Below are 26,469 nucleotides of genomic sequence, written 5' to 3' on the forward strand. Positions count from 1 at the left end.
GAAACATGAACGATCGCTTTATAGTCGTAGATGTAGAAACAACAGGTCATTCAGTAGCAAAGGGTGATCGAATCATTCAAATAGGAGCAGTGGTCATCGAAAACGGGGAAATCATTGAACGTTTTGCATCTTTTGTTAATCCAGAAGTTGAGATTCCTCCTTTTATCGAGGAGTTAACAGGTATTAATCAAGCGATGGTTGAACATGCACCAACGTTTAAGGAATTGGCTATAGAGCTGCTTCCTTTATTTGAAAATGTTGGATTTGTGGCGCATAATGTTCCGTTTGATTTATCATTTTTAAAAAATCAATTTGAATTAATTGGTGAGAAGCTTCCAAAAATGAAATGCTATGACACAGTGGAACTGTCTCGAATGTTATTGCCTAAAGAAGATAGTTATAAGCTCGGACATTTAGCGTTCAGCCTAGGGCTTTCGCATGATCGTCCTCATCAAGCCGATAGTGATGCGGAAGTAACAGCAGAAATTTTTCTATATTTATTAAATAAACTAAAAGGTCTTCCTCTCTTAACCCTTGAGCAGCTGATTCCTATTGTCAGGTATTTTAGAAGCAGCTTAGAGCCGATGATTTCAGCTTTTATTCAAGAGAAGGTCATGTTTGGCGTGAATGATGCGCAGGAGTTTGACTGCTATCGTCAGCTTGCACTAAAAAAGCAGCCTGAGCATGACAATGAACCAGCACCTGAATCATTCAAAGGGACGTTTAGTGAATTTAGGTCTGAACTTTTTTCTGCGGATAAAGGGCTTAAAGAAGCTTTTACAAAATATGAAACAAGAGAAGGTCAAGTAAGGATGATGGACAAGGTTGACCATGCGTTTCATCATAATGAGCATGTGTTAATTGAAGCAGGAACGGGAACAGGAAAATCCCTTGCTTATTTACTGCCGGCTGTATTGTATGCACATGAGACAGATCAGGCGGTCGTCATCTCGACCCAGACCATCCCGCTTCAAGATCAGCTGCTCATGCGTGATTTGCCGCTGCTCGAACGCCTTCTTCCATTTCCAGTAGACGTAGCTTTACTAAAAGGGCGCAGTCACTACCTTTGTTTACGTAAGTTTGAGCAGTCTCTTAGAACGATCTCTGATGATACGTATGATGTCAGGCTGATGAAGGCTCAAATTCTTGTTTGGCTGACTGAGACGGACTACGGGGATGTAGAGGAGCTTAACTTATCATCTGGCGGCAGAGGATTTTGGTTTGAAGTGCAAAGCGATGCGAAGTCTGACTTAGGAAAGTTCAGTCCGTGGTTTTCTCGATGCTTCTACCACAGGGCTAGAAGAAGAGCGAGAGAGGCACACCTTGTTATTACCAATCATGCACTGCTCTTAACTGACCTTGTTCATGACCAAGCTTTACTGCCAAGTTATTCCCATGCGGTTATAGATGAAGCCCATCATTTAGTAGAAGCTGCCAGCGAACATTTAGGGATGAAAGCAGATTATGTGACCTTTTCTTATTTACTTCAGCGAATAGGACTCGATCACGACCATGGCATTCAACCGCATCTAAGCCGAATTTTAGAGGAATACGGAATAAGCAGCAAACAACTTCATGACGAATTAATAATTTCACTTACCGCAATTAAAGATGAATTAGATGAATTGTTCCGAATGCTGAATGACTATGTAACATATAAAAGAAAGACTGGCGCCTCAGATATTGGGCGTATAAGTTACAGATATAGGAGCTTTGATGAATCGGGAAGCTCATGGAATGCCATTTTAGAATGTACGATGCGAGTTCATATGTTCGCTAAAGACATCCGAATTCGTTTTGATACATTAATAAAGAAATTTCTTGAGATAAAGGATCAGATAAGCTATGTTGACCATGGGTTAGTGACCGATTCGGAACGACTAGTAGATGCATTAATGGAAGAAGAGCAGTACTTGTACGAGTTATTACTCGAAGCAGATCCGGAATTTGTTTATTGGATTGAAATTGAACCTAGAGGAGCTAGGAATGCTACCTTTATTTACAGCAAACCGATCCAAGTAGCCGACAGACTGGCAGATCAGTTTTTTGCAAAGAAAAAAAGCGTTGTATTAACATCGGCTACCTTATCAATAAACGGATCGTTTGATTATCAGCTCGAACAGCTTGGATTAGAAGATTTCGGTGCGAAAGTGTATACGATTGAGTCGCCTTTTTCTTATAAAGATCAGGCGAGACTGTTGATTCCAAAAGATATGCCTGCAATTAAAGAGGTAGGAGAAAAGCAATTTGCAATGGATGCAGCAATCAAAGTATGGCGTATTGCTGAGAGGAAGCGGGGTAAAATGCTTGTTTTATTTACCTCCTATGAGATGTTAAAGATGGTGTATGACTATATTAAAGATTTAAGTGAATATGAACCGATGCCTTTAATTGGTCAGGGGATCACCAGCGGATCTCGCGCTAAACTGATTAAAAGCTTCAAACAGGCTGAGGAAGCCATTCTTTTTGGGACGAGCAGTTTCTGGGAAGGGATTGACTTACCGGGAGATGAACTAACAAGTCTTGTGATTGTTCGTCTGCCGTTCTCGCCACCTGATCAACCTTTGCTGCAAGCACAGCTTGAACAGGCAAAAGAAGCGGGGAAAAGCCCTTTTATGGATGTATCTTTGCCGCAAGCTATTATTCGATTTAAACAAGGGTTCGGACGTTTAATTCGTACGAAAGAAGATAAAGGTTGCGTATTTGTACTGGACCGCCGAATTTCAACGACAAGATATGGAAGTCAATTTATTAAATCACTGCCTGATGTTCCAGTAGACGAGCATAAACTCGAAGTGTTACTCGATCGTTATGAAGATTTCTTGTAACGCGTACACTCAAGTAATACTTCAGCTTTGAGATTTTACACATTTTACGTCAATTGAACAAGCACCTTATATCTTTTCCCTGACCTTCGCATACTATTCAGGCGGAGTTTAGTTACAGCCATTTAATTTTGTCGTTTTTAATATTTTAATGGTGGAGGTAGATCAAGGTGCATAAATGGAAAGTGCTTATAGCTGCAATAATCTTGGTAGTGGTTTTTACGTCAAATCCGTTGTTCATTAGGGCTTCTTCTGATATAGATATTCGAACCATTCTAAAGGATGAAGAAGATGACGTATCGATTTTATTCTTTGATCTTCCGGAGGGGGAATCGGCGCTTATTCATACGAAAGATGAATTTACTGTGTTAATAGGGACGGGAAGTGAAGCATCATTTGATGAACTGTCCGAGAGATTAACGCGTTTAGGCATTACAGTCATTAACCAGCTTATATTGCCCAAGTTAGAGGATACATATATGGGCGGAGTGAGCAGGCTGCTTGATGAGAGGAAGGTAGAACAAATCATCGTTCCTGATCAAGGGTTAAAATGGTTCTCTGAGTCTTATCAAGAGTATAAAATTGATATCATCAGCTGGGAGGAAGAAGGACTATATCAGCCTCATCCAGCCTTACAATTTTCTGTCATGGAAAGTACGAGCTCTATGATGCCTGCTTTAAACTTAGATGTAGATATTGGCTGCGGGCACCGATTATTTTTAGCGAATGAAGCCTCCCTTGAATTAGAAAAAGAATGGATGACTAAAGACTTATCAACGGTGAATGTGTTAAAGGTAGCCGAGTATGGGACGGAGAAAGGGACGGGTGAAGATTTCCTTGTCTCATCAGATCCTGAGGTAGCGGTTATTTTTAATTTGCATGATCATACCGTTAGTGCGAGTGTTCGTGAGAGACTGCAGGAAACATGGATCGACACATACGAGACAAAACAGCATGGTACAATTTTAATCAAAGTAAATGAAACTGATTATGAGCTGTTAACAATACGCTTTTAAAAAATTAATCGTAAGACATTTCCAGTGAAAAGGAAGGTGGGTGAGATCATGTCGATTTTAATACATACTGTTTCGATTAGAACCGATGAGAAAAGTTTTAATTGGATTGAAGATGGCTACGTCATCATAAATGAAGGTGTATTTAAAAAGATTGCAGACGGTAAACCGAGTGAAGAAGAATTAACTGAGGCAGATGAAGTGATTAACGGCTGCGGTAAGTGGGTGTGTCCGGGATTAGTCAATACCCACGGGCATGCTGGAATGTCCCTTTTGCGGGGATATTCAGATGACCTGCCGCTTGATCAGTGGCTAAAAGAAAAAATGTGGCCTTTTGAGGGGAAGCTGGACCTGGAGGCAACAAAAGCAGCACGTGGCTTAGCAATGGTTGAGATGATTCGCTCAGGAACAACGACATTTCTTGAGATGTATCACTTATTTATGCATGAATTTGCACAAGATATAACGGATGCAGGCATGCGCGCAACATTAATGCGCTCAATGATTGGTTTGTGTTCTAAAGAGGAACAGAAAGAAAAGCTTTTAGAGGCAGTTGAATTTGCAAAGACGTGGCACAAAGCAGCAGATTCTCGCATCCAAACGATGCTTGCTCCTCACGCTCCCTACACCTGCCCGCCGGAATTTATCGAAATGATTGTTGAAGAAGCTATAAAGCTGGATCTCCCAATACATATGCATTTGGCAGAAACGAGAAAAGAGGTCCGAGAACATATTCAACAGTATCATCATCACCCGCTTGAACACTTAGAGAAGCTAGGCTTCTTAAGTGAGGCTAGATGGTTATTTGCCCATGGCGTACATTTAAACGAGGAACATATCGATCTATTAGCCGAATATAAAGCCGGTATCAGCCACAACCCGATTTCTAATTTGAAGCTGGGGTCCGGTGTAGCACCTATTGCAGAAATGCTGCAAAAAGGGGTGAAAATAGGGCTTGGCACTGATAGTGTTGCTTCAAATAACACACTTGATATGATCGAAGAAATGAGAATGGCTGCATTTATTCATAAAGGAATTGCCGAGGATCCAATTTTAATACCTGCTGAGGTGGCGATTAAGATGGCGACTAAAAACGGGGCAGAATTATTGGAGCATGAAAAGACAGGTGAAATTAAAACAGGATATAAAGCTGATTTTATGATCATCGATTCACATGCAGCCCACATGCAGCCTGCGTCTAACCGTGATTCACATATCGTGTATGCAGCAAAAAGCTCAGATGTCACGGATGTATACGTGGAGGGCTTACCTTTAATGAGAAACAAAGAGCTGCTAACGTTAGATGAAGAAAAGATTAAATTTGAAGCGAATGAGCATTATCAAAGGGTTAGATCATACATTTAAAATCCTGCACTATTTGAGCGCAGGATCATGAGGTGTGAACTAGATAAAATTGTATTTTTGTTTTCTAGCTTTCGTGTTATTCTTGGGTTGTCTGCTTTTTTTCGAAAAAGGCAGGGAAATCAGTTTGACGAATCGAAATGGGAAACAGCTGATGCCAATCAAGTCCGCTGCGTCCAACAAAAGAAATGCTTTCCTTTTGCTTTTGAAATGAAGAGGCGGTTTTTGATGGTTGGTGCATCATCTATGCGCCCCCTTTCTTTGGCTTACTTTTAGTATGGCAGAACAGAACTTCCTTATGACTAGTAAAAGTTGAGCAAAAAGGATGTCATTTGAGAAAAAGGATTTAAAAATTGGAGGAGAAAGAATGGATAAAAAAATGGAAGTATTATCCACGGTCAGAGTGCAAAAAGCGAGTGATTTATACAAAATTGTCGATTCTCTCAATCGCACGCTGAAAGAACAGGATTTAATGTTTGGTTTATCATTAGATGAAAAAAATGAAGAGCAAATGGTGTTCACAATTTATAGAACGTAGGCAAGCTTAATGAAATAGGTGAATTTTAATGAAAAAGATTATAATTACGGGACTGATTGTAGGCTTTTTGGCTCTTGTTGGTACAAGTGCATATGCCTATCACATCATCCGCGCACCGCTCGTTGAAAGCTACAATGAAGCGAAAGATTTGGCGCTTTCTAATCAGCATCTTCAAACAGTTGAAGGAGCCCACTACTATCATGGTACAGAAGCATATTATGTTTTGACTGGTACTAATGATGACAATGACGAAATGATCGTTTTTGTTGGTGATGACCTAGAAACTGTTCATGAGCTGAAACGAGCGGATGGAATTTCTTATGATCAAGCGATGGAGATTGCCCAACGCGAATTACCAGATAGGAAAATTGAGAAAATTCGTCTCGGCTATACACGAGGGGTTCCTGTGTATGAAGTGATGTACAATGACCAAAATTCTCGAACAGGGTATTATTATCTAACGTTTGAAGACGGGTCCTTTCTAAAAAGATACAGCATTCGAAATATAAATAGATAATATATTAAAGATAAATAAATTTCTTTAATCGTTTGTCTTTTCTGAATCTACACTTGATTCAACTGAGTGTACACACTATAGTTATATATAGTCATGATAAGGGAGTTGACATTAAGAACATGAAATTAGCACAAAGAGTTTCTGCATTAACACCATCGACAACACTAGCCATTACTGCAAAAGCAAAAGAACTAAAAGAACAAGGACATGATGTCATTGGTCTAGGAGCGGGTGAGCCTGACTTTAATACGCCACAGTACATAATTGATGCAGCGGTTCGCTCCATGGAAGAAGGGCACACAAAATATACGCCATCAGGCGGTCTGCCTGCTTTAAAAAAAGCTGTTATTGAAAAGTTTAAAGAAGACCAAGGCTTAGACTATGCACCGAGTGAAATTATTGTAGGAACTGGTGCTAAACATATTCTTTACACGTTATTCCAGGCACTTTTAGACGAAGCTGATGAAGTCATTATTCCTACACCTTACTGGGTGAGCTATCCTGAACAAGTGAAACTTGCAGGCGGTGAACCAGTCTATGTAGAGGGACTTGAAAGTAATGATTTTAAAATAACAGCAGAGCAGTTAGAAGCGGTTATTACACCGAAAACAAAAGCGGTTATTATTAACTCTCCATCAAACCCAACAGGCTCTCTTTATTCAAAAGAGGAATTAAAGCAGCTTGGAGATGTTTGCTTAAAGCATGACATTTTAATTGTATCTGATGAGATTTATGAGAAGCTTGTTTATGGTGAAGTCACTCATACATCGATTGCTGAAGTTTCTGACGAATTCAAGAGACAAACGGTTGTTGTAAATGGGGTTTCTAAATCACATTCTATGACAGGGTGGAGAATTGGCTATGCTGCAGGTCCTGCAGAACTTATTAAAGCGATGACGAACCTAGCAAGCCATAGTACTTCAAACCCTACAACAAGTGCACAGTACGGTGCGATTGCGGCTTACACAGAGGATGATGGATCTGTAGAAGTGATGCGTTCTGCTTTTGAAGACCGTTTAAACAAAGTGTATGTAAAGCTTGTTGCGATCCCTGGAGTGTCTTGTGTGAAACCTAAAGGAGCATTTTACCTGTTTCCAAATGTAAGCGAGGCGGCTAAGTTAAATGGATATGACGATGTCGATAAGTGGGTAGAAGCCTTATTAGCAGAAGAAAAAGTAGCATTAGTTCCTGGTTCTGGCTTTGGGGCACCACATAATGTCCGCTTATCGTATGCGACCTCACTTGAAGCTTTAGAAGAAGCATTAATTCGTATTGAGCGATTTGTTCGTGCAAAAACAAAATAAACGCAGTTCTTCATTCGGCCCTCTTGTATTCAAAGCAAGGGGGCTTAACTTTTACATATGATGTACAGCTTAAGGTCGCTTAGTCGTTGACTTCAAATTTCCAAGAAGGGTATAATGAGGATTGATGTCTCAATAGCATTTGTTAGTGATGGAGGGAATAATGTGAAAACAACAATCGCCAAGGTTGGAAATTATGTCGAGCAAGAAGTAACAATCGGTGCTTGGCTTGCTAATAAACGTTCAAGCGGTAAGATTGCTTTTTTACAACTGCGTGATGGAACTGGTTTTATTCAAGGTGTTGTCGTCAAAGCGGAAGTAGGAGAAGAAGCATTTCAAGCTGCTAAGAACTTAACGCAGGAAAGCTCATTATATGTAACGGGAACGGTACGTGCTGATGATCGTGCTCCGTCTGGTTATGAATTAACAGTAACGAAAGTAGAAGTGATTCATGAAGCTACTGATTACCCAATTACACCAAAAGAGCATGGCACAGAATTTTTAATGGACCACCGCCATCTATGGCTTCGTTCAAAGCGCCAGCATGCAGTAATGAAGGTGCGTAATGAAATTATTCGTGCTACATATGAATTCTTCAATCAAAATGATTTTTCAAAAGTCGATCCTCCGATTTTAACAGGAAGCGCTCCTGAGGGTACAACGGAATTGTTTGCAACGAAATATTTTGATGAAGATGCTTATTTATCTCAAAGCGGTCAATTATATATGGAAGCTGCCGCTATGGCACTTGGACGTGTATTTTCATTTGGCCCGACATTCCGAGCTGAAAAATCAAAAACACGTCGTCATCTGATTGAATTTTGGATGATTGAGCCTGAGATGGCATTTGTTGAATTTGATGAAAGTCTTGAAATTCAAGAACAATATGTTTCATACCTAGCTAAGTCAGTACTGGAAAATTGCCAGCTTGAGCTTAAGACATTAGGACGAGATACAGAAAAACTTGAAAAAGTACAAGCTCCTTTCCCGCGTATCTCTTATGATGATGCGATTACGTTCTTACATGAAAAAGGATTTGATGATATTAAATGGGGAGATGACTTTGGCGCACCGCATGAAACGGCCATTGCAGAACATTATGATAAGCCAGTGTTCATTACGCATTACCCGACATCGTTGAAACCTTTCTACATGCAGCCAGATGCGAATCGCGAGGATGTCGTTTTATGTGCAGACTTGATCGCTCCTGAAGGATACGGTGAGATTATCGGAGGATCAGAGCGTATTCACTCATATGAATTACTAGAACAGCGTATTAACGAGCACAACTTGTCACTTGATACGTATCAATGGTATTTAGATTTACGTAAATACGGTTCCGTTCCACATTCAGGATTTGGTCTTGGATTAGAGCGTACGGTAGCGTGGCTCTCTGGAGTAGAACATGTTCGTGAGTCAATTCCATTCCCGCGTTTGTTAAATCGTTTGTATCCTTAATGGGCAAAACCCAAAAAAGTCTCTTTAGGTGGTTACCTAAATAGAGGCTTTTTTGGGTTTTATGCGCTTAACTATTTTCCATGACGAGTTCTTAGCTCTCTAGAAGATCAGGAATGATTAGGCAACGACGGAGCAGGTAATGCGTGTTATAATAATGGGCAGAGGTGTTTTTATGAATCAGAATTTTTTACTTCAATGGATGAAGCAAAAGCAGGTCATTATTCCTGCCTTGCTTATTGAGCATTATTCAAAGCTTGGTCTAAGTGAGCAAGAATTTGCTGGAATTATTCACGTGCAGGCTTTTATTGAACAAGGAGAACCTTTTCCAACTCCCGATCGACTAAGCGAGCGTATGAGTCTGACAACGGCTGAATGTGCCAAGCTGATGGGCGGACTTGTTAAGAAAGGGTTTTTATCATTAGATAAGCATTGGGATAACGAAGGGATCTTATTTGAATTTTATTCATTAGAGCCTTTATACGAAAAGTTATGCACATTCCTTCAATCAAAAGAAATTGAGGGTCAAGAAAAAAGAGAAGAAGAAACAGCAGGTAACCTTTATCAAGTTTTTGAAAAAGAATTCTGCAGGCCATTATCACCTATTGAAGCGGAAACGTTATCGATGTGGATTGACCAAGACCAGCATTCCTCAGAACTAATTATCGGGGCTCTCAGAGAAGCGGTCATATCAGGGAAGCTGAATTTTAGGTATATTGATCGGATTTTATTTGAATGGAAACGAAATGGAGTCAAAACGGTGGCTCAAGCAAGAGCTCACGGAGAAAAGTTCAGAGCGCACCAAAAACCGAAGAAAACGGAAAAAGAACGTGTAAGAGCGGACGCGTACCCAAGCTTTAATTGGCTTGAAAAATAGATCTAAATAACAAATAAGGTAGGAACAGAATCGTGTTATCAAAAAAACAGACAATAGAAGTGCTAGATATTATTGCAGAAATGTATCCAGATGCAGAATGTGAATTAACCCATTCTAATCCGTTTGAATTGTTAATTGCGGTTGTACTATCAGCTCAATGTACAGATGCTCTTGTTAATAAAGTGACACCAGATTTATTTGCTAAATACAAGCAGCCTGAAGATTATATTGCTGCTCCTCTTGAAGAACTTGAGGAAGATATTCGCAGAATCGGTTTATTTAGAAGTAAAGCGAAAAATATAAAAAAATTATCACAATCACTAGTTGAACAATATAATGGAGAAGTACCAAAAGAAAGAGATGAACTAGTGAAGCTGGCAGGCGTGGGCCGTAAAACTGCGAATGTTGTTACATCTGTCGCATTTGGAGTTCCTGCTATTGCAGTAGATACTCATGTAGAAAGAGTATCAAAACGGCTAGGAATATGCAGATGGAAAGATAATGTCAACATAGTAGAACAGACGTTAATGAAGAAAATCCCTATCGAATTATGGTCTGATTCACATCACAGACTTATTTTCTTTGGTCGTTATCATTGTAAGGCTCAATCACCTAAATGTGAAACCTGTCCGTTACTAGACAGGTGCCGAGAAGGGAAAAAGAGAATGAAAGCAAAGGGACTGCTCTAATGAAGTACTTTCTTCCTGCCGCTTTTAGGGGTGAGCCGTTTTATAATAGTTCTCAAAGTACAGTCATCTTTTCGGATGATAAACCATTTGAGCGAAAGCTCTTAACGAGTTATTTTTACTTTGACATTACAGAAGAAGAGAGACCGTGGGAAAATCCTGCTTCCTTTTTACCCCAGATGTTTGTATTATGGAGAGAAAGAGAAGCAGAGTTACGATCTTTCTTTCAAAAGAGAGACGGAAAAAACGGCAGAACGCTAATGGTCGCGATGACTGCAGTGTTTATAGATGCCTTATTTTGGCTCAACAAAAAGAAGGTTAGTCAGCTTCAGAACATTGAAGCTGCAGCAGCTCGGTTAAAGCATAAACCCGTTAATATTGAAGAAAGGCTTCGCTTTATATTAACCAAACCAGAGAGTTATCACAGCTTTACTCAACTGCGAGCATTAATGAATGAGCTTGAAAAACTAACTGCACGAACTAAAGCCATGGGGGAATGGTAACCCCGTGGCCATGTGTGCAACAAACCTTCAGAATACATAAAAAAGTAAGGGATTACATGGAGTGGGGGAGAAATGGATGAGAGTAGATGTCAGCCAACGCGTATTAACGGAGCCTGAAATTCAACGACAAGCAATGATCAAAGATAAAGAGGTTGATGAACGATTTGAGGTCGCATTTTGCGGGCATTTTTCTGCCGGAAAATCAACAATTTTAAATCAACTATTAGGTGCTGAAGTGCTGCCTACAAGTCCAATCCCAACCAGTGCTAATATTATCGGTATTAAAAACGGGGAGCTTGGACTTTTAGTTGAACGAATGGATGATACCGAAAAAGAGTGGACGGGCGAAATTCCATGGGAAAGTGTCAGAGAATGGGGGATGAATGGATCTGATATCCGCCATATGACTATTTTTGCACCGCTTCCTTTTATGCACCCTCAAAGTGTCGTTTATGATACGCCGGGGGTAGATTCTACAGATCCAACCCATCAAGCCGTTACAATGGAAGCCCTGTACACAACAGACTTGATCGTCTATGTGATGGACTACAATCATATTCAATCCGAAACCAACTTATATTTTTTAAAGCAGTTAACAGATGAAAACAAACCGCTTTACATTGTGATCAATCAAGTGGATAAACATGATGAGTCAGAGTTGTCTTTCGATTCGTTTAAGCAATCGGTGTTAGACGGGTTTAAAGAATGGGGCATCGAGCCTCTCGATTTATATTTTACGAGCATGAAAGTACATGATCATCCATTAAATCAATTCACTGAATTTAAACAAAAAATTAAAGCAATCTTGCACTACAGTCATGAGTTAATTCCAGCTTCAAAAAAGCGATTAAACGAAAGCTTTTATTTGAGTGTAGCTTCTAGAATAGAAGATGAGAAGCAAGAAAAAATGGAAGAGGTTATTGAGGAGCTTTCTGAAAATGGCTTCGATAAAGAAGATTTAGGGCGGAAGCAATCTATTCAAGAAGAATTAAAAGAAAATGCCCAAGCCGAAAAAATGATCCGTGAAACGTTTGAAAGCGAGTGGGCAAAACTGACAAAAGATGTTACCTTGTTTCCTTACGAAACAACTGAGCTATGCCGGGAATGGATTGAGTCGATGCAGCCTCAATTTAAAGTTGGCTTGTTTTTCGCTAAGAAGAAAACAGAAGAAGAAAGAGAGCTTCGTTTAAAGAAATTAATTGATAGCACGCAAGATAAGGTAAAAGGTCAGCTCGAGTTTCATGTGCACCGGCTTTTCGAAAACTATGACCGTACTCATTTATCAAATAGAGAAGCGTTTGAAGATGCCATTCGTCAGGTGCATGTAAACGTGGAGCCAGAGCACTTTGAAAAATCTCTTAAAACGGGTCCTCATGACCGTGAGTATGTGTTTACGTTTACCAAAGATCGTACCGCTTATTTTGTAAAGGAGTTAAAAAGACTTGCTGAAGCAGTGATTGAAACCTATATCTCGGGGCTAAGAAGTCATTGGGAAGGTGAAAGGCTGCAATTAGAAGCAGAGTTAACTCGCTTTAAAGAAATTGAAACATATACAATCAAACTAGACGATATTGAAGCAGAGTTTAACATGGAAAAAGAAGAGTACTTTGAGCTTGCAGCCTCATACTCTGATCAAGGTCACTATGAAAGTCAGCTTGAGGCAATGAGTGAACGTGAGGTTCCGCAAGATGTAGACCAATCAGTCTTTCACCATGTTTCCTTACCTGAAGAAAGTGTGATTGAAACAAACTGGGATGAGGATGCTAGTGAGAAAAGAGCTCGTTTTGATGAGGAAGAAGCGAACAGCTGGTTAACAAAGCTTACTACGATTACACAATCGCATGTAGCACCTGAAATAGTGGATCGTGAAAAGAGAAAGCTCTTAGATCGAGTGAAAAGATATTATAACCGTTCTTTTATCATTTCATTATTTGGAGCATTTAGTGCGGGTAAATCAAGCTTTGCTAATGCCTTATTAGGCGATGCCATCTTACCGGTTTCCCCGCATCCTACGACAGCTACTGTTACCACCGTTAAGCAGTCAAACAGCGAGCATCAAAATTTGAGTGCAAGCGTCGAGATAAAAACGCCCGAACAGCTGAATCAAGAGATTAAATCGGTAGCGAAGCAGTTAGATGAATCACTGACGCTTGACAGCTTAGGAAAATGGCGTCCTAAAGATACACAACAAACAACAAGCTGGCAAAGAACATATGTCTCTTATTTATTAACATTAAAAGAAAGCCTAAAAAAGACTGAGTGGACGCTAGGAGAGACGTTATCTGTTTCCCATGAACAGCTCACGCAATACGTGGCAGATGAAAAGTATGCCTGTTTGATTCACCATGTGACGATCTACTATGACTGCCCGTTGACAAAAGAGGGGATCGTTTTAGTCGATACGCCTGGAGTAAACTCCATTCACGGTCGGCATACAAATGTAGCTTTTACTCAATTAAGAGAGTCTGATGCGATTTTTTATGTAACGTATTATAATCATGCGTTCTCGAAGTCAGATCAGCATTTTCTTACACAAATGGCTAAAGTCAATGATCGCTTCAGTACGGATAAATTGTATTTTATTTTAAATGCAGCAGACCTTGCGAGCAGTCCAGCAGAGTTAAACGGAGTTAGAAAGCACATTCATGATCAGCTTGTAAATATTGGTATCGATAAGCCTCGACTATATCCTTTATCAAGTAAAAAAGGGTTAGAGGCGAAACGCAGCAACTCTTCTCATGATGAAATGTTTGAACGGTTTGAGAAGGCATTTTATACAGAGACGATTCAAGAATTAAAACAGTTAAGCTTCTCATTAATTCAAGAAGAAACAAGAACATATACAGAACAGTTAAATGAAACGCTGAATTATATGAATGCGAGCAAGGAAGAGCGTCTAGCTAAACAAGAAAATAAAAAAGTGCAAGTCACTAAGTGGAAAAAACATGTGGAGGACGTTGAACCGATCTCAGCAAAAAGAAGAACGATCCAAGAAATTAACGAGCTATTTCTATATCTGCGTGAACGCGTTCAATATGTATTAAATGATCAATACACAGATGCAGTTAATGTAGTTACTGTTACTGGAAAATCCAAAAAGGCTCAACACCAAAGTCTTACTGCTGCTATCAAAGAGTGGAGAAACTCAGGTGAATACTTCTTAGTACAAGAATTAGGAGCAACGATATTGCGAGTAGAAACCTCTATGAAGCAGGCTCTAATGACATGGATGAGAGAGACTGAGGAGTCCATTAGAAATGAATTTACGCATTTTATGTTAGATGCTGAAGAGTTGAACGTACAATTTGATCATCAAAGAGAACATCATATTTTCACTATAAATCCTAATGACTATCTTTCATTTTTATCTTCGTTAAAGAGCTTTTTTGAAGAAGGGGGAAGTCGTAAGCTAAAAGACCAGCTCGTATCTGACGGTACAGAAATGGCTAAAGCGTATTTGAGTCAGCTAGAAAAAGAAGTAGACAGTGAAGCAGTAGATCTTTTTGATACTCTTGAAGCAGAGATGAAAAACCAAATTTTAGACAGTCTTGACCGTGAGTATGAACGGTTAACTGTTGATATGTCAGAGCAAGAAAAGCAAGTGATTGAGACAGAGTGGAAAGAGCTGGAGGCTATCGTTTGATTGTGAATAGCTATTCGTTACCATTATCTCAAGAGAGTAATCTTGTAAAGGTACGTTAAATCGATCGGCATAAGTAGGATGTTTGCCGCTCCTGAAATATACTTCGCTTTCCGCAGGAAGCTGCTGAGCCTCCTCGTGCTCTTGCACTGTGGGGTCTCAGCCCTGCTTTACATCCTGCAGGAGTCTACGTATATTTCATCCGCTAGTTATTGCTTTGGCTTTCTTTTTGTGGAGTGTTTTAGTAATGATTCACCTCATTTAAAGAACAATAAAAATTTTACCCCTGAGCAGCACCGCACACTCTTGTGTGGTGCTGTTCTTTTGTATCCGTATATCTGTAATAACTCATTAAAGAAGGGATCTAACCATAAGAAAGAACACCCAACCATTGATTGGTGGGTGTCCTTTTCTGCTGCTTATTCGTCTTCTTCTTCTCTTATGGAACTGCTGTTTGTTTCAACTTCTTCATCATCACCTGGTTCTTCAGGAGCAGGTGGAGTTTCTTCGTTCCCGGAACCATCGTTGTTATTCCCATTTCCATTTCCATTGCCGTTTCCGTTCCCGTTATTGCCATTGTTTCCGTTGTTATTTCCGTTATTGTTTCCTTCGTCTTCCTGATTGTTATCTTCTTCGTTTTCACCATCAGGATTTTGAGGCTCTTCTGTTTCTTCTTCCTCAATAGGTTCTTCCTCTAATTCTTCTTCCTCTTCAGCACCGTTAATTGTCACTTCAGCACTTGCAGGATCACTGCGTAAGCTTGAATTATCGTTTGACACGGCAGTTACTGTGAATCGGTACGTAGCACCTGGTTCGACATCTGATAAAATGAATTGCATATCAGATCCTTGTGCGACCGTTTGCGGGCTTGAACCGTTCACACTGAGCTGCAGATCAAATGTAACTGCATCACGTTGATTGCTCGGATAATCCCAGCTGACAATGACTTGATTTGAGCCTTCATCATAGCCTGCAGTCATATTTGATGGTGCTTGCAAACGAATGAACTCTTCCGATACTCGAGTCGGCTCATTTCCTCGAACAAATAGTTCTTCTACAATTTCACTCCGTGGAGTAAATTCACTAGGCAGAAGTCCTGTTGAACGCTCAACTCCAATCCGTACCACTGAGTTAGGCTGTGTGAAGTCTGGAGTTTCTATGTTACTAGAAACCTCTTCCATTACCGCTTTAAAAATACGCTGAGCTAAGCGGCGGTCTTCTTGGGATTGAAGGTAATTGCCCTCATCATACTTTGTAAAACCAGCCCATACAGCTGCGGTATAGTTCGTTGTGTAGCCTGAGAACCATACATCAGGTACCCCGTCACGCGGGATGTTGTACTTAGTACGTGTGTCTTGTGCAAAGTTTGTTGTTCCTGTTTTACCTGCCATTGGGAGGCCTGGTATGTTGGCTATTGTGCCAGTACCGTCCGTTACAGCTGTTTTCAGCATATCTGTTACCATATACGCTGTGTAATCACTCATTGCTGCAGTCGGCTCAGGAGATGTATTGATCTCTCGACCGTCCGGGAAGACAATTTTACGCACTGTATGCGGCTTATTGTACGTCCCATTATTACCGAACGCTGCATAAGCTCCTGCAAGATCCATTGTAGAAAATCCAGTATTAAAACCGCCTAATCCATATGACTCCGGCATTGGGTCTTGATCAATTGGAATTCCTAAGCCTTGAGCAAAGTTAGCCGCACGATCCACTCCAACTTCCTGCAACGCTTTAACTGCTGGAACGTTTCGTGAGCGAGCCAGCGCACGGCGCATAGACATGGCACCTTCGTATGTACCGCCGAAATTGCCAAATTCTGTTCCATTACTGTACGTGTGCGCCTCATCTACTAGAACTTTTGCGGTTGACCATTGCAGGTATTCAATAGCCGGGCCGTAATCTAGGATCGGTTTAATTGTAGAGCCGGGCTGTCTTTCAATTTCAGTAGCATAGTTTAAGCCGCGCTGAATGCCTGTATCTTCTAATCCGCTTCCTATAGCTCGAATTTCACCAGTTTTTGTATCAAGCAGGGTAATCCCTGCTTGGAAAAATTCATTATCAGGAAAGTTTGAAATAAATTCATCCGTTTGAAGCACTCGTTCAACATGCTCTTGTGCTTCAACATCTAAGGTTGTGTATACTCGTAATCCTGAATGGTATAAATCGTGAATCGAAATCCCATCCATAGCTTCAATTTCAGAAACGATCTGATTGTAGAAGGCTTCATATGGATAGGCTTCACGCTTTCCCGAAGGATTTAATTGGTCTTCAATTGGAATAGCTTTAGCTTGAGCTGCTTCCTCACTTGTTACTTTGCCGTGCTGCTCCATTAAAGAAATAACTAAATTTCTGCGGCTTTCTGCAGCTTCAGGGTTTTGAGTGGGATCATAGAAGCTTGGACGTCTTGGGATCCCTGCTAATAATGCCGCATCTGCTAAAGTTAAATCTTGAATCGATTTATTGAAGTAGCTTTGAGATGCAGCTTCAACACCCCAGCCTCCAGAGCCGAGATAGATTTGGTTCATGTACATTTCAAGAATTTGATCTTTTGAATATTTTTGTTCAAGTTTAACAGCTAAATACTGTTCTTGGACTTTTCGTGTTAATTGCTTCTGCTCATTTAAGAATAAATTCTTAACAAGCTGCTGTGTAATTGTACTAGCTCCCTCAGCTCCGAAACCATCTGTTACGTTGGCGGCTAAGGCTCCAAACATACGTCGGACATCAATACCAAAATGATCATAGAAGCGAATATCTTCAACGGCGATAAAGGCATCTTCTAGTACTTGTGGTGCATCTTGAATACTAATATTGATTCTTCGTTCTGAGGAATCAAGCTGGGAAACAAATTCATCATTTTTATCATGGATGATTAATGCTTGAGATAACTGCAAACGTTCTTCATCAAGCGGCGGTGCTCCTTGAATCATCACAAATGCTGTAATTCCTCCGCCAAGAATCGCTAGAATCCCTAGCGTCATAATCGCAATTGCAATTTTTTTAAACAAACCTTTTCTAGGCTTTTTATCTTTTTTCTTTGTTTGACGTGCTTGACGACGGCCAGCTCGTGTGTTTTGTTCTTCTGACATCGCAATCTTCCTTTCTATGCATGTTTAACCTTATTCATGCTAACCTTATGCAACTTAACTCTTTTCACTTAAATCAGTATTGCACTCGCTGCTTTTTACGAGAAGTAAACTTCATCAACGATTGGCAGGTAATCAATGCGTGGATGATATCCTATTTTAATCAAATGTCCATATCTTTCAACATCGGACTTTCGTATTGATTTTCTTGAATCAGCCATTTGTTCATAAAATTGAATTAAATGCGTGGCATCTAATAAATACACTTCGTCTGTAGTTGAAAAGCGTAATAGTATGAAACAGATGCCTTGTTGTGATAATACTTCTTTCATATGTTTCACTTGGTGATCGTGAAAATTTTTCAAAGGAAAAGACGTTTTGTTTTTTGTTTCCTTTGCTTCAAAATCAATATATCTACCTTTGTATACGCCGTTATAGTCAGTAGTAGAGGCTTGCTTAAAATATGCTTCCTTTATGACAGCAGCACTTCTTTTTGGATAATCTACTTTTACGATCTGAACGGGAGTAGGTTTCTTATGAATGACAGCTTTACCTGTCTCTAGATACCATTCATTTGTTGTATTTATATCCTCCTCTAAAGTCATCCCTCGATTACTGTAGGTTATTTCGTTTGTTTTCTTTGGCAGCTTCCTGCTCTTTGGCGAAGTCTCAAATCGTTTTCCATTTGGATACCGGATTGTCATCTTCATCACAACCTTTGTTCATCATCATGTAAGAACATGCATGGAATCAAAAATATGGTAAAAGCTAGTAGGGAGATTCCATCACACAATCTTACCATATCTTATAATGAACTGGGTAGATAGTAATTTTGGATGTTATGTGACAAATAAAACGTATGATACCAAGATGAAAAGATCCTATGAAATCGAAAGCAGGATAAAATTTATGACTATTTCTACGAATGAACTTCAATTAATAAAGAAGACTGTTGAGAAATATAACAAAGATAATATTAGTCGAACAAAAGCATATGAACGCTTTTATGAGAGAAACCCAGAGATTAGATGGGCAATGCTTGCGGGAATTGTTTCTAGAAATGCAGGCTGGAATATGACGGATTTATCGAGTAAATGGTTTCAAGGTATTCTTGACAAAAACTCTCGTGCTACTATTTTTGCCATGTACGAGCGAGCAAATTGGATCATTTTTCAAGACGCTTACCCACAACTTCTACTATATGAATGGGCGAAGAAAAAACAACTACCCGTTTTTGAACAATTAAAGACATTTCACGTCTCCGAATTTATGAGACAGGAATGGAAAATATTTTGGGAAGCAAGGGATGAAGTGAGATTATGTACTTCCTTAATTATTAATGAACAACAATTGTTAGAGTTAGAAGTAATGAGCAGCGGTCTTTTTCAAAAAAATGTGTTCCATACATTGCGCTATCAATTGGAGGAATATGCGCATTTCAGCTATGTTCTTCTACCCACGTTGAACGGATCCATTTATGGTCAGTATGTCCGAAATTTTACTCATGTTAATCAACGAATTGAACTGGGAAAAAGGTTGGCGATGATTTTATTTCACCCTGTAGTTCATCAAGATATCTTACAATTCACGCGAAAAGTTGAACATACTGGTTCAAGAAGAGACTATGAGCGAATATGTGATATCACATCCCCTAATACAAGCCCTATGCTGCGCGTTTTACATCCGGTCTATCATCATAAGCCATCTAAAGGACTAGATTGGTTTTACTCGAGGAAGCCGCTAACTCCTCTATTTAAGCGGGTAAAAGAAACAAGACCTGAGGAAATCAGGGAATGGGTCCATACGAAGAGGGTAGAACTTTATTGGATTTATAAGTGGGGGCAAAAATTTATGCATAAATAAAAGCCAAGTTCGCTTATGGGAACTCGGCTTTTGCTTTTATCTTGCTTACTCGGCAGGACGATTAGGTCCTCCTAATTTTTTATCTCCAGTATAACCAGAATCTTTTTGGTGTTCTCTTTTTGGTGCTTGGTCTTTTTGGTTCAGTTTTTTATTCGTGTTATTTTGGTGCATGCTAATCCCTCCTTAAAAATAGTATGCCTATGATCAATAATTAGATGTACAACCCGCATAAAGTTTTACACGTATCGTCAAAATTAGACGACTATAATCTCTGCGTGTATTTTTTTAACCTTCTTTGCCGAAAGGATTCTAGTTTTGTCATCATGCAGGTTTAGAGAAGATAAAGAACGAATTTTCAACTTAGAACTTTAAACGGGAGGGGACGTCTTATGGAAATGACGATGAAAACAAAAGAGGTTTCAGAGCAGTTAGGGGTAAATCCGACAACCATTCAACGCTGGATGAAGTTCTTTAATATTCACTGTGAGACAAATGAACATGGTCACTACTTTTTTACCGATGAACAGCTTGTTGTATTAAAAACAATCCAAGCGCAGCTTCAAGAAGGCAAAAAAATGAAAGAAGTGGACTTAAGTGAATACTCATCGCTCATTTCTAAGAGTCCATCAACGGATACAAAGATCCAAAAGCAAACTAAAGCAGTAAACGTCCATGCTGGGGTATATGAAGAAAAGCTTGAAAATGTGCTGAAACGAGTAGAGGACCTTGAGGCTGAACTTTCTAAAAAAGCAGATGAAGTGGTAAGTTATCAATTATTAAAGCACCGTTCGGAAATTGAGAATATGATGAAAATGCTTCAAAAGCTAGAGGCTAGGATTGATAAAATGGAGGAAAAAGTAACACCAGACGAGGAAGTGGAATTGCCGGTTGCAGCTGGCGCAGAACCGAAAAGAAAGTGGAGGTCGTTTAAGCAGATGTTTTCCTTTTAACCCTTATCGTCATTTGCTATGATAAGGGAGAGGTGAGGAAGAATGCTTTCCAAAGAAGAATTAGATTTAAAAACATACAACCAAGACCTTCTTCGTCTAAATGAAGAAGCAGAATCTTATTATATAAATCAGGTTCGAAAAGAAGGATATGAACCTGATTTTTTTGGTGTGGTAAAACCATTTGCTGATCGCGTGAAAGAAACAAGCGAAAATTGGAAGCCGCTTGCAGAAGCGTTTGTGTTGAAAACAAAGCCTAAGCATTTATATCCGATCCAAATCACTCACACGTTTGATAACTTAGAAGTGGTGGCGATTAAATCCTTTTATCCAAAAACAGGGTTGAAAAAGCAAATTGAAACCTTTAAATCGGTTGCGTTTGTCCTCAATCAGTTAAATCAATTGCTCGATGAACAACAGGATACAACCCATCATTAAAAAGACGGTAAGGAGCTGGATACAGATGAATCAAAACCTGCCATTTATTAAAACAGCTAAAGAGGTCAAAAGCTTAATAGAGGATGGGGCTTCGCTCCGTTTAATTGATTGCAGAACAAAGCTTGGTGACCCAAGTGATGGTCTCAGAAGGTATGAAGAAAGTCATCTTCCTAATGCGGCTTACTTGGATCTTGAAGGGGATCTGACTGGCGAGAAAGGAGAGCATGGCGGCAGACATCCATTGCCAACGCCTGAAGCACTAGGGGAGATGTTCAGCCGCTTAGGAATTGACCAAGAAACAATGGTCGTTGCGTATGATGATGAGGGCGGTGCATTTGCTTCTAGACTGTGGTGGATGTTATCTTATGTCGGCCATGAAAACGTCTATATATTAAATGGCGGATTTAAAGAGTGGATGGAGAACGGCTTTCCTGTTACAAAAGAAATACCTGTTTTCACAAGGAAGGACTTTTCTGTAAATGTACAGCCGCATATGACGATTTCAAAAGAAGAAGTAGTAGCCGCATCGCTTAATGATGCTATTTTGATTGACTCTAGGGAGCTTGCAAGGTATCAAGGGATTTCAGAGCCTGTTGATAAGAAAGCGGGCCGGATTCCAGGGGCGGTTCATGGCTTCTGGAAGGAAAACTTAGATGAATCTGGAATGTGGAAAGATGAACATCGTTTAAGAGAACGTTTTGCTGATCTGCATTTTGATGAAGAAATTATCGTCTACTGTGGTTCTGGCGTCACGGCTTGCCCGAATATTCTAGCTCTAAAGGGCTTAGGGTATCAAAATGTAAAACTCTACCCAGGCAGCTGGAGTGATTGGATCACCTATCCGGATGCCCCGATAGAAAAAGAACCGCAATCATAAAATTGCGGTTCTTTTTTTTAGTTTGCTGGCTGTTCAATTTTGCGGTGTGGAAGCTGCCACTGATAATGGACGGATAACATTCTAAGTACAACCATTACAATAAATACCAGCCACAGCCCGATTGTTCCGGTTACTAAATTAAGACCGATCGCGAGACCTGCAATCAATGTCCAGCCAATATAAATTTCTTTTCGCAAGAATAATGGTTTTCTGCCTGCTAATACATCTCTAATCATGCCGCCCCCTGTTCCTGTGAGCGCTGCAGCGACAAGAACGGCACTTAGCGGATGACCCATTTCTGTGGCATACATGGCCCCTTGAATGGCAAAAGCAGCAAGGCCCATCGCATCAAACAGGATACCGAATTTCAGCCATCTGTTAATCCAAAGGGAAGGGAAAATAAAGGCAACAGTCATAACAATAATAGCAATTGTGAATAAAGTCCCTTGATCCCAAAGTGCTGACACAGGCACCCCGATAAGCAGGTTACGAATTGCTCCGCCGCCAAAAGCGGTGACAAGGCCGAGGATATATACTCCCATTAAGTCGTAATCTTCCTCCATTGCGACAATGACGCCACTCAGTGCAAAGGCGACGGTCCCAATAACATTTAACACATCAAACGTCATAGTAATGCCCCCATAGTAAAGCTCCTTTGTGTGAATTCTCGGTGCAGTATGCATCTCTTTATTGCATCACATAAATCAAGGGTTTGGTTCAAACTGAACCAAACCCTTAAATCAAACTTTCGTGCGTTCTTATTAGCCGTTATCACGGAATGATAGAAAGATCATAAAAGCAAGAGTTACAATTGAAAGTGCAGTTAGCGCCCCAGTGATTAAACCAGATGGTTCAGCATGTGCAGCATCTTCTGCAGCACCGCCGCCTGCTGCTAAAATAGCTTGCGCTCCCATGAATAATGATGTTAATAAGATCGTTGTCATTAATGCTAGTTTTTTAAACATATTCGACCCTCCTCTAATAGATAAACCATAGTAGAAACACATATATCGATCTATGTATGACGAATAGGTCATACTCGTTCGTCCACTTTATTATAGTGGCGCTCTAAAAAATAATCAACAAGCAATCGCTTACCAAAGCTGTATGCAACGGATGAATGTTACTGAGGATGCTGAAAGAAAGAGAAAGATGATTGTTCGCTACATATAGGGGTTCGCAAAAATAAGAGCATATGGTAAGATGATGAAGATATTAATGTATGTATGTGCGTTTTAAAGAGTTGTTAAAAATGTTATTGAATGTGTTATATTAACACAATCTTTTAGAGGAATTAGGCTATACCTTAGCAAAACGAAAGCAAACGAGGGGATTACACACATGGGAACCTTACACATTGAAGATATCATCATTGCCAATCAACGATTAAAGGATGTCGTTACACACACGCCGCTTCAAAAAAATCAAGTGTTATCTGAACGCTATCAATGTAATGTCTATTTGAAACGTGAAGACTTGCAAGTTGTTCGTTCATTTAAAATCCGCGGTGCTTTCCACCAAATATCAAGCTTGCCTGTAGAAGAATTAAACAATGGGGTCGTATGTGCGAGTGCTGGCAATCATGCTCAAGGTGTTGCTTATTCTTGCCATACCCTAAAGATCACAGGCAAGATCTTTATGCCTTCAACTACACCTAGGCAGAAAGTAGATCAAGTGAAATTCTTTGGTAAGGAATATGTGGAAGTCATTTTAATTGGTGATACATTTGATGATTCTTTTAATGAAGCAATGAAATATTGCGAAGAGCATCAAATGGCATTTATTCACCCCTTTGACCAAGAAAAAATTGTAGCCGGTCAAGGTACAGTGGGTATGGAAATTATGAATGATATTGAAGAAAATATAGACTACTTATTTTCATCCATCGGCGGCGGCGGATTAATCAGCGGAACTGGAACATATATTAAGAGTATTTCACCACGCACAAAGATCATCGGATGTGAGCCTTCAGGCGCACCGGCGATGAAAGAATCGATCGAACAAGGAAAAGTCATTGAACTTGAAAAGATTGATAAATTTGTGGACGGTGCCGCTGTAAAAAAAGTAGGAGATCTTCCATTTGAGATTTGTCAAAAGATCCTTGATGATATCGTGTTAGTACCTGAAGGGAAAATTTGTACAACCATCCTTGAGTTGTACAACCAGAATGCGATTGTCGCAGAACCTGCAGGGGCTATGCCGATCTCTGCCCTCGACTTCTATAAAGATGAAATTAAAGGAAAAACGGTTGTTTGTGTAGTAAGTGGAGGTAACAACGATATTGGACGTATGCAGGAAATGAGGGAACGTTCGTTGATCTATGAAGGGCTGCAACATTATTTTATTGTTCAATTCCCGCAGCGTGCAGGGGCATTAAGAGAATTTATCTCAGATGTCCTTGGGCCGGATGATGATATTACACGTTTTGAGTATACAAAGAAAAATAATAAGGCAAATGGACCTGTCCTGATTGGAATCGAACTTAAATGTGATGAAGATTACGATCACTTAATAGATCGATTGGAGAAAAAAGGATTCGGTTATCATGAAATCAACAAAAATGAAAGTTTATTCAACTTATTAATTTGATGTCTTTTTATAAATAGCTCGTTCTCATTGCGAACGAGCTTTCTTTTAATCTAAAACTAGTTCAAAAGGTGTGAGTATAATGGCGTTAAATCAAGAGGGGATTTTGCTTGATTCTGGAACAAATGAGCTTGAAGTCATAGTGTTTAATGTTGGCAATGGTACGTATGGGATAAATGTGATGAAAGTTCGTGAAATTGTTCAGACGCAAACCGTAACCCATATTCCTAATAGTCATCCGCACATTGAAGGAATGATTCGTCTGCGTGATGAGGTGTTAACAGTTGTTAACTTAAAAGAAGTATTAGGGTGTGTGAGCGAGGGTGACGACACTCAAGATAAATTTATCGTTTCCGAGTTAAATAAAATGAAAGTTGCTTTTCGTGTCAGCGGCGTTTCGAGAATTCATCGTATTTCTTGGGAACAAATTGAAAAGCCGACTGAATTATCTCAAGGGCTCCAAAGTGCTACAACAGGTGTCATTAAACTTGACGGACAAATGATTCTCCTTCTTGACTTTGAGAAAATTGTAGTAGATATTAACCCATCAAAAGGAATCAATGTGGAACAAGTTAGAAAGCTCGGGAGAAGAGAGCGCAGTCATAAAAAGATTGTCGTAGCGGAAGATTCAGCTATGTTGCGTAAGCTGCTTCATCAGACCTTAGCTGAGGCGGGGTATGAACAAGTAACCTTCTTTGAAAATGGGAAAGAGGCGCTTGATTATCTTGAATATCTTCAAACGTCTGATGAGCATACGGTTGAAGAAGAGATACAGCTTGTTATAACAGATCTTGAGATGCCGAAAATGGATGGACTCCATTTAACCAGACGGATAAAAGAAGATGATGATTTTAAACGAATCCCTGTTATTATCTTTTCCTCTTTAATTACGGATGACTTATATCATAAGGGGATTGCAGTTGGTGCAGACAGGCAGGTTAGTAAACCTGAAATCGTAAAATTAATAGAAGAGATTGATCTTTTAGTATAGAACAAAACCTCCCCTAATGTAGTGGGAGGTTTCTTCGTGTACCTATAAAAATGTATAAAAAAATGTATAGAAAAATAGACAAAGACGTATGTACAACTAATAAATAAGGTTATCTGATAATTCTGATGAATAAAAATTCAATGAGATACATTGACGGTTTCCTCAAATTGGATTAAGGTAAAATAAGATAATAGAGATGATTACAACATTATACATAATGATGGATTTGATGATAAGAAGAATAGAGAGAAATAAAATCCATTTTAGAAAAGAGAGAAAGTGTGGATAGGAGAGTGTTTGGTAGTGGAGAGGTATAAAGGCATAGGCCTTGTTTTGGCAGGGCTGTTATTGACTTCTTTTGGGCTGCGCTTTTTAGCAATGCATGATTTGACGTTTGGCGGTACGGCAGGACTTGCTACAGTGTTAACATATATGAGCCCGTGGAGCTGGGGTTTATTATTTTTCTTAGTGAATTTACCTTTCTTTATCATTTCATGGACGAAGCTAGGTAAATGGTTTACTTTATCAAGTTTACTTTCCATCACTGCTATTTCAGTGATCAGAGATCTCCTTGATGTGATGCCTTTTTTCAATGTTCCTTTATGGCTTGCAACGGCATTAGCTGGGATTTTCATCGGGATAGGTGTAACACTTGTCTTGAATAATGGTTCATCTCTTGGGGGTATTCATATTTTAGCTCTGTATATGGATCAAAAATGGGGAATTAATCGAGGGGTTACAATTTTTGTTAGTGATTTCTTAATTATTTTATTTGCTGCCATGTTAGTAGGCTTCCAACAAGCCTTGTTATCTGTTCTTGTAATTTTTGTGGCAAGTACCATTATCGGGCGTTACAAGAAGTCCCCGATTCCAAAAGAAGCAGAAAATGGCGAAGACGCTTATGTATCTATGCCTGCTAAAAGCATTCATGAATAATCAGGTAACGAACGAACAATCCTTC

Annotated in this window: 24 protein-coding genes; 18 read left to right on the forward strand and 6 right to left on the reverse strand. The window is 39.7% G+C overall.

Annotated elements, in window-relative coordinates; translation table 11 throughout:
• Positions 1-5 precede the first annotated feature (5 nt).
• The 3 genes from dinG to A33I_RS04135 all read left to right on the forward strand — a co-directional run bounded on the left by dinG (position 6) and on the right by A33I_RS04135 (position 5,203).
• Positions 6-2,828 carry an ATP-dependent DNA helicase DinG gene (gene dinG / locus A33I_RS04125; protein WP_022627187.1) on the forward strand — a complete coding sequence of 941 codons (2,823 nt, stop codon included), beginning with the start codon at positions 6-8 and terminating at the stop codon, positions 2,826-2,828.
• A 167-nt stretch (positions 2,829-2,995) separates the two neighbouring features.
• Complete coding sequence (locus tag A33I_RS04130) at positions 2,996-3,841, forward strand: ComEC/Rec2 family competence protein (RefSeq protein ID WP_022627188.1); 846 nt, start codon at positions 2,996-2,998, stop codon at positions 3,839-3,841.
• A gap of 48 nt (positions 3,842-3,889) precedes the next feature.
• Positions 3,890-5,203: an amidohydrolase gene (locus A33I_RS04135; protein ID WP_022627189.1), complete on the forward strand. Its 1,314-nt coding sequence runs from the start codon at positions 3,890-3,892 to the stop codon at positions 5,201-5,203.
• A gap of 76 nt (positions 5,204-5,279) precedes the next feature.
• Here the strand turns inward: A33I_RS04135 and A33I_RS20735 are convergent, their stop codons facing one another.
• A complete protein-coding gene (locus A33I_RS20735) occupies positions 5,280-5,444 on the reverse strand; it encodes a hypothetical protein (protein WP_022627190.1) in 165 nt (54 codons plus the stop codon).
• A 123-nt stretch (positions 5,445-5,567) separates the two neighbouring features.
• Here A33I_RS20735 and A33I_RS20135 point away from each other — a divergent pair, with 123 nt between their 5' ends.
• The 8 genes from A33I_RS20135 (at position 5,568) to A33I_RS04170 (ending at position 14,720) form a co-directional block, all read left to right on the forward strand.
• The gene (locus A33I_RS20135) at positions 5,568-5,738 is read left to right on the forward strand and encodes a YpmA family protein (RefSeq protein WP_022627191.1); all 171 of its coding nucleotides are present in this window, start codon (positions 5,568-5,570) and stop codon (positions 5,736-5,738) included.
• 28 nt (positions 5,739-5,766) lie between these two features.
• Positions 5,767-6,255, forward strand: coding sequence for a cell wall elongation regulator TseB-like domain-containing protein (locus A33I_RS04140; RefSeq protein WP_022627192.1), 489 nt, complete (start codon positions 5,767-5,769; stop codon positions 6,253-6,255).
• A 119-nt stretch (positions 6,256-6,374) separates the two neighbouring features.
• A complete protein-coding gene (locus A33I_RS04145; protein WP_022627193.1) occupies positions 6,375-7,559 on the forward strand; it encodes a pyridoxal phosphate-dependent aminotransferase in 1,185 nt (394 codons plus the stop codon).
• Between the two features lie 162 nt (positions 7,560-7,721).
• Positions 7,722-9,014 carry an asparagine--tRNA ligase gene (gene asnS, locus A33I_RS04150; protein WP_031311400.1) on the forward strand — a complete coding sequence of 431 codons (1,293 nt, stop codon included), beginning with the start codon at positions 7,722-7,724 and terminating at the stop codon, positions 9,012-9,014.
• A gap of 172 nt (positions 9,015-9,186) precedes the next feature.
• Positions 9,187-9,888 carry a DnaD domain-containing protein gene (locus tag A33I_RS04155; RefSeq protein ID WP_022627195.1) on the forward strand — a complete coding sequence of 234 codons (702 nt, stop codon included), beginning with the start codon at positions 9,187-9,189 and terminating at the stop codon, positions 9,886-9,888.
• 32 nt (positions 9,889-9,920) lie between these two features.
• Entirely contained in the window at positions 9,921-10,577 is a 657-nt protein-coding gene (gene nth / locus A33I_RS04160) for an endonuclease III (RefSeq protein WP_022627196.1), read from the forward strand.
• On the forward strand, positions 10,577-11,077 hold the full coding sequence (locus A33I_RS04165; RefSeq protein WP_022627197.1) for a YpoC family protein: 501 nt from the start codon (positions 10,577-10,579) through the stop codon (positions 11,075-11,077). Before nth ends, A33I_RS04165 begins: the two co-directional genes overlap by 1 nt.
• Before the next feature lie 76 nt (positions 11,078-11,153).
• On the forward strand, positions 11,154-14,720 hold the full coding sequence (locus tag A33I_RS04170; RefSeq protein WP_022627198.1) for a dynamin family protein: 3,567 nt from the start codon (positions 11,154-11,156) through the stop codon (positions 14,718-14,720).
• A gap of 416 nt (positions 14,721-15,136) precedes the next feature.
• Here the strand turns inward: A33I_RS04170 and A33I_RS04175 are convergent, their stop codons facing one another.
• Positions 15,137-17,809 (reverse strand): PBP1A family penicillin-binding protein, encoded by a 2,673-nt coding sequence (locus A33I_RS04175; RefSeq protein ID WP_022627199.1) that lies wholly within the window; start codon positions 17,807-17,809, stop codon positions 15,137-15,139.
• Positions 17,810-17,904: 95 nt separating this feature from the next.
• On the reverse strand, positions 17,905-18,510 hold the full coding sequence (gene recU / locus A33I_RS04180; RefSeq protein WP_022627200.1) for a Holliday junction resolvase RecU: 606 nt from the start codon (positions 18,508-18,510) through the stop codon (positions 17,905-17,907).
• A gap of 205 nt (positions 18,511-18,715) precedes the next feature.
• Between recU and A33I_RS04185 the strand changes: the two genes are divergently transcribed.
• A complete protein-coding gene (locus tag A33I_RS04185) occupies positions 18,716-19,669 on the forward strand; it encodes a DUF2515 domain-containing protein (protein ID WP_041203348.1) in 954 nt (317 codons plus the stop codon).
• A gap of 45 nt (positions 19,670-19,714) precedes the next feature.
• Here the strand turns inward: A33I_RS04185 and A33I_RS21395 are convergent, their stop codons facing one another.
• Positions 19,715-19,840 carry a hypothetical protein gene (locus tag A33I_RS21395; protein WP_022627202.1) on the reverse strand — a complete coding sequence of 42 codons (126 nt, stop codon included), beginning with the start codon at positions 19,838-19,840 and terminating at the stop codon, positions 19,715-19,717.
• Between the two features lie 218 nt (positions 19,841-20,058).
• Between A33I_RS21395 and racA the strand changes: the two genes are divergently transcribed.
• From racA to A33I_RS04200, 3 genes are read left to right on the forward strand one after another with little or no spacing between them, the layout of a single operon-like run.
• A complete protein-coding gene (gene racA / locus A33I_RS04190; protein WP_022627203.1) occupies positions 20,059-20,619 on the forward strand; it encodes a chromosome-anchoring protein RacA in 561 nt (186 codons plus the stop codon).
• Between the two features lie 42 nt (positions 20,620-20,661).
• Complete coding sequence (locus A33I_RS04195; protein WP_022627204.1) at positions 20,662-21,054, forward strand: YppE family protein; 393 nt, start codon at positions 20,662-20,664, stop codon at positions 21,052-21,054.
• Between the two features lie 25 nt (positions 21,055-21,079).
• Positions 21,080-21,931, forward strand: coding sequence for a sulfurtransferase (locus tag A33I_RS04200; protein ID WP_022627205.1), 852 nt, complete (start codon positions 21,080-21,082; stop codon positions 21,929-21,931).
• 17 nt (positions 21,932-21,948) lie between these two features.
• Here the strand turns inward: A33I_RS04200 and A33I_RS04205 are convergent, their stop codons facing one another.
• Positions 21,949-22,560 carry a trimeric intracellular cation channel family protein gene (locus A33I_RS04205; protein ID WP_012958555.1) on the reverse strand — a complete coding sequence of 204 codons (612 nt, stop codon included), beginning with the start codon at positions 22,558-22,560 and terminating at the stop codon, positions 21,949-21,951.
• A gap of 132 nt (positions 22,561-22,692) precedes the next feature.
• Positions 22,693-22,896, reverse strand: coding sequence for a hypothetical protein (locus A33I_RS04210; RefSeq protein WP_012958556.1), 204 nt, complete (start codon positions 22,894-22,896; stop codon positions 22,693-22,695).
• A gap of 376 nt (positions 22,897-23,272) precedes the next feature.
• Here A33I_RS04210 and ilvA point away from each other — a divergent pair, with 376 nt between their 5' ends.
• The 3 genes from ilvA to A33I_RS04225 all read left to right on the forward strand — a co-directional run bounded on the left by ilvA (position 23,273) and on the right by A33I_RS04225 (position 26,444).
• Positions 23,273-24,520 (forward strand): threonine ammonia-lyase IlvA, encoded by a 1,248-nt coding sequence (ilvA, locus tag A33I_RS04215; RefSeq protein ID WP_022627206.1) that lies wholly within the window; start codon positions 23,273-23,275, stop codon positions 24,518-24,520.
• A 79-nt stretch (positions 24,521-24,599) separates the two neighbouring features.
• Positions 24,600-25,508, forward strand: coding sequence for a chemotaxis protein (locus tag A33I_RS04220; protein ID WP_022627207.1), 909 nt, complete (start codon positions 24,600-24,602; stop codon positions 25,506-25,508).
• 303 nt (positions 25,509-25,811) lie between these two features.
• Positions 25,812-26,444 (forward strand): YitT family protein, encoded by a 633-nt coding sequence (locus A33I_RS04225; RefSeq protein ID WP_022627208.1) that lies wholly within the window; start codon positions 25,812-25,814, stop codon positions 26,442-26,444.
• Positions 26,445-26,469: the final 25 nt, after the last annotated feature.

The sequence above is a fragment of the Alkalihalophilus marmarensis DSM 21297 genome (assembly GCF_000474275.2).
Taxonomy (GTDB): domain Bacteria; phylum Bacillota; class Bacilli; order Bacillales; family Bacillaceae_D; genus Alkalihalophilus; species Alkalihalophilus marmarensis.

What these genes read in the sequence shown, in the direction of transcription:
- dinG (WP_022627187.1), top strand. Translation starts at nt 6, where the DNA reads ATGAACGATCGCTTTATAGTCGTAGATGTAGAAACAACAGGTCATTCA.
- A33I_RS04135 (WP_022627189.1), top strand. Translation starts at nt 3,890, where the DNA reads ATGTCGATTTTAATACATACTGTTTCGATTAGAACCGATGAGAAAAGT.
- A33I_RS20735 (WP_022627190.1), bottom strand. Translation starts at nt 5,444, where the DNA reads ATGATGCACCAACCATCAAAAACCGCCTCTTCATTTCAAAAGCAAAAG.
- A33I_RS20135 (WP_022627191.1), top strand. Translation starts at nt 5,568, where the DNA reads ATGGATAAAAAAATGGAAGTATTATCCACGGTCAGAGTGCAAAAAGCG.
- A33I_RS04140 (WP_022627192.1), top strand. Translation starts at nt 5,767, where the DNA reads ATGAAAAAGATTATAATTACGGGACTGATTGTAGGCTTTTTGGCTCTT.
- A33I_RS04145 (WP_022627193.1), top strand. Translation starts at nt 6,375, where the DNA reads ATGAAATTAGCACAAAGAGTTTCTGCATTAACACCATCGACAACACTA.
- A33I_RS04155 (WP_022627195.1), top strand. Translation starts at nt 9,187, where the DNA reads ATGAATCAGAATTTTTTACTTCAATGGATGAAGCAAAAGCAGGTCATT.
- A33I_RS04165 (WP_022627197.1), top strand. Translation starts at nt 10,577, where the DNA reads ATGAAGTACTTTCTTCCTGCCGCTTTTAGGGGTGAGCCGTTTTATAAT.
- A33I_RS04170 (WP_022627198.1), top strand. Translation starts at nt 11,154, where the DNA reads ATGAGAGTAGATGTCAGCCAACGCGTATTAACGGAGCCTGAAATTCAA.
- A33I_RS04175 (WP_022627199.1), bottom strand. Translation starts at nt 17,809, where the DNA reads ATGTCAGAAGAACAAAACACACGAGCTGGCCGTCGTCAAGCACGTCAA.
- recU (WP_022627200.1), bottom strand. Translation starts at nt 18,510, where the DNA reads ATGACAATCCGGTATCCAAATGGAAAACGATTTGAGACTTCGCCAAAG.
- A33I_RS04185 (WP_041203348.1), top strand. Translation starts at nt 18,716, where the DNA reads ATGACTATTTCTACGAATGAACTTCAATTAATAAAGAAGACTGTTGAG.
- A33I_RS21395 (WP_022627202.1), bottom strand. Translation starts at nt 19,840, where the DNA reads ATGCACCAAAATAACACGAATAAAAAACTGAACCAAAAAGACCAAGCA.
- racA (WP_022627203.1), top strand. Translation starts at nt 20,059, where the DNA reads ATGGAAATGACGATGAAAACAAAAGAGGTTTCAGAGCAGTTAGGGGTA.
- A33I_RS04195 (WP_022627204.1), top strand. Translation starts at nt 20,662, where the DNA reads ATGCTTTCCAAAGAAGAATTAGATTTAAAAACATACAACCAAGACCTT.
- A33I_RS04200 (WP_022627205.1), top strand. Translation starts at nt 21,080, where the DNA reads ATGAATCAAAACCTGCCATTTATTAAAACAGCTAAAGAGGTCAAAAGC.
- A33I_RS04205 (WP_012958555.1), bottom strand. Translation starts at nt 22,560, where the DNA reads ATGACGTTTGATGTGTTAAATGTTATTGGGACCGTCGCCTTTGCACTG.
- A33I_RS04210 (WP_012958556.1), bottom strand. Translation starts at nt 22,896, where the DNA reads ATGTTTAAAAAACTAGCATTAATGACAACGATCTTATTAACATCATTA.
- ilvA (WP_022627206.1), top strand. Translation starts at nt 23,273, where the DNA reads ATGGGAACCTTACACATTGAAGATATCATCATTGCCAATCAACGATTA.
- A33I_RS04220 (WP_022627207.1), top strand. Translation starts at nt 24,600, where the DNA reads ATGGCGTTAAATCAAGAGGGGATTTTGCTTGATTCTGGAACAAATGAG.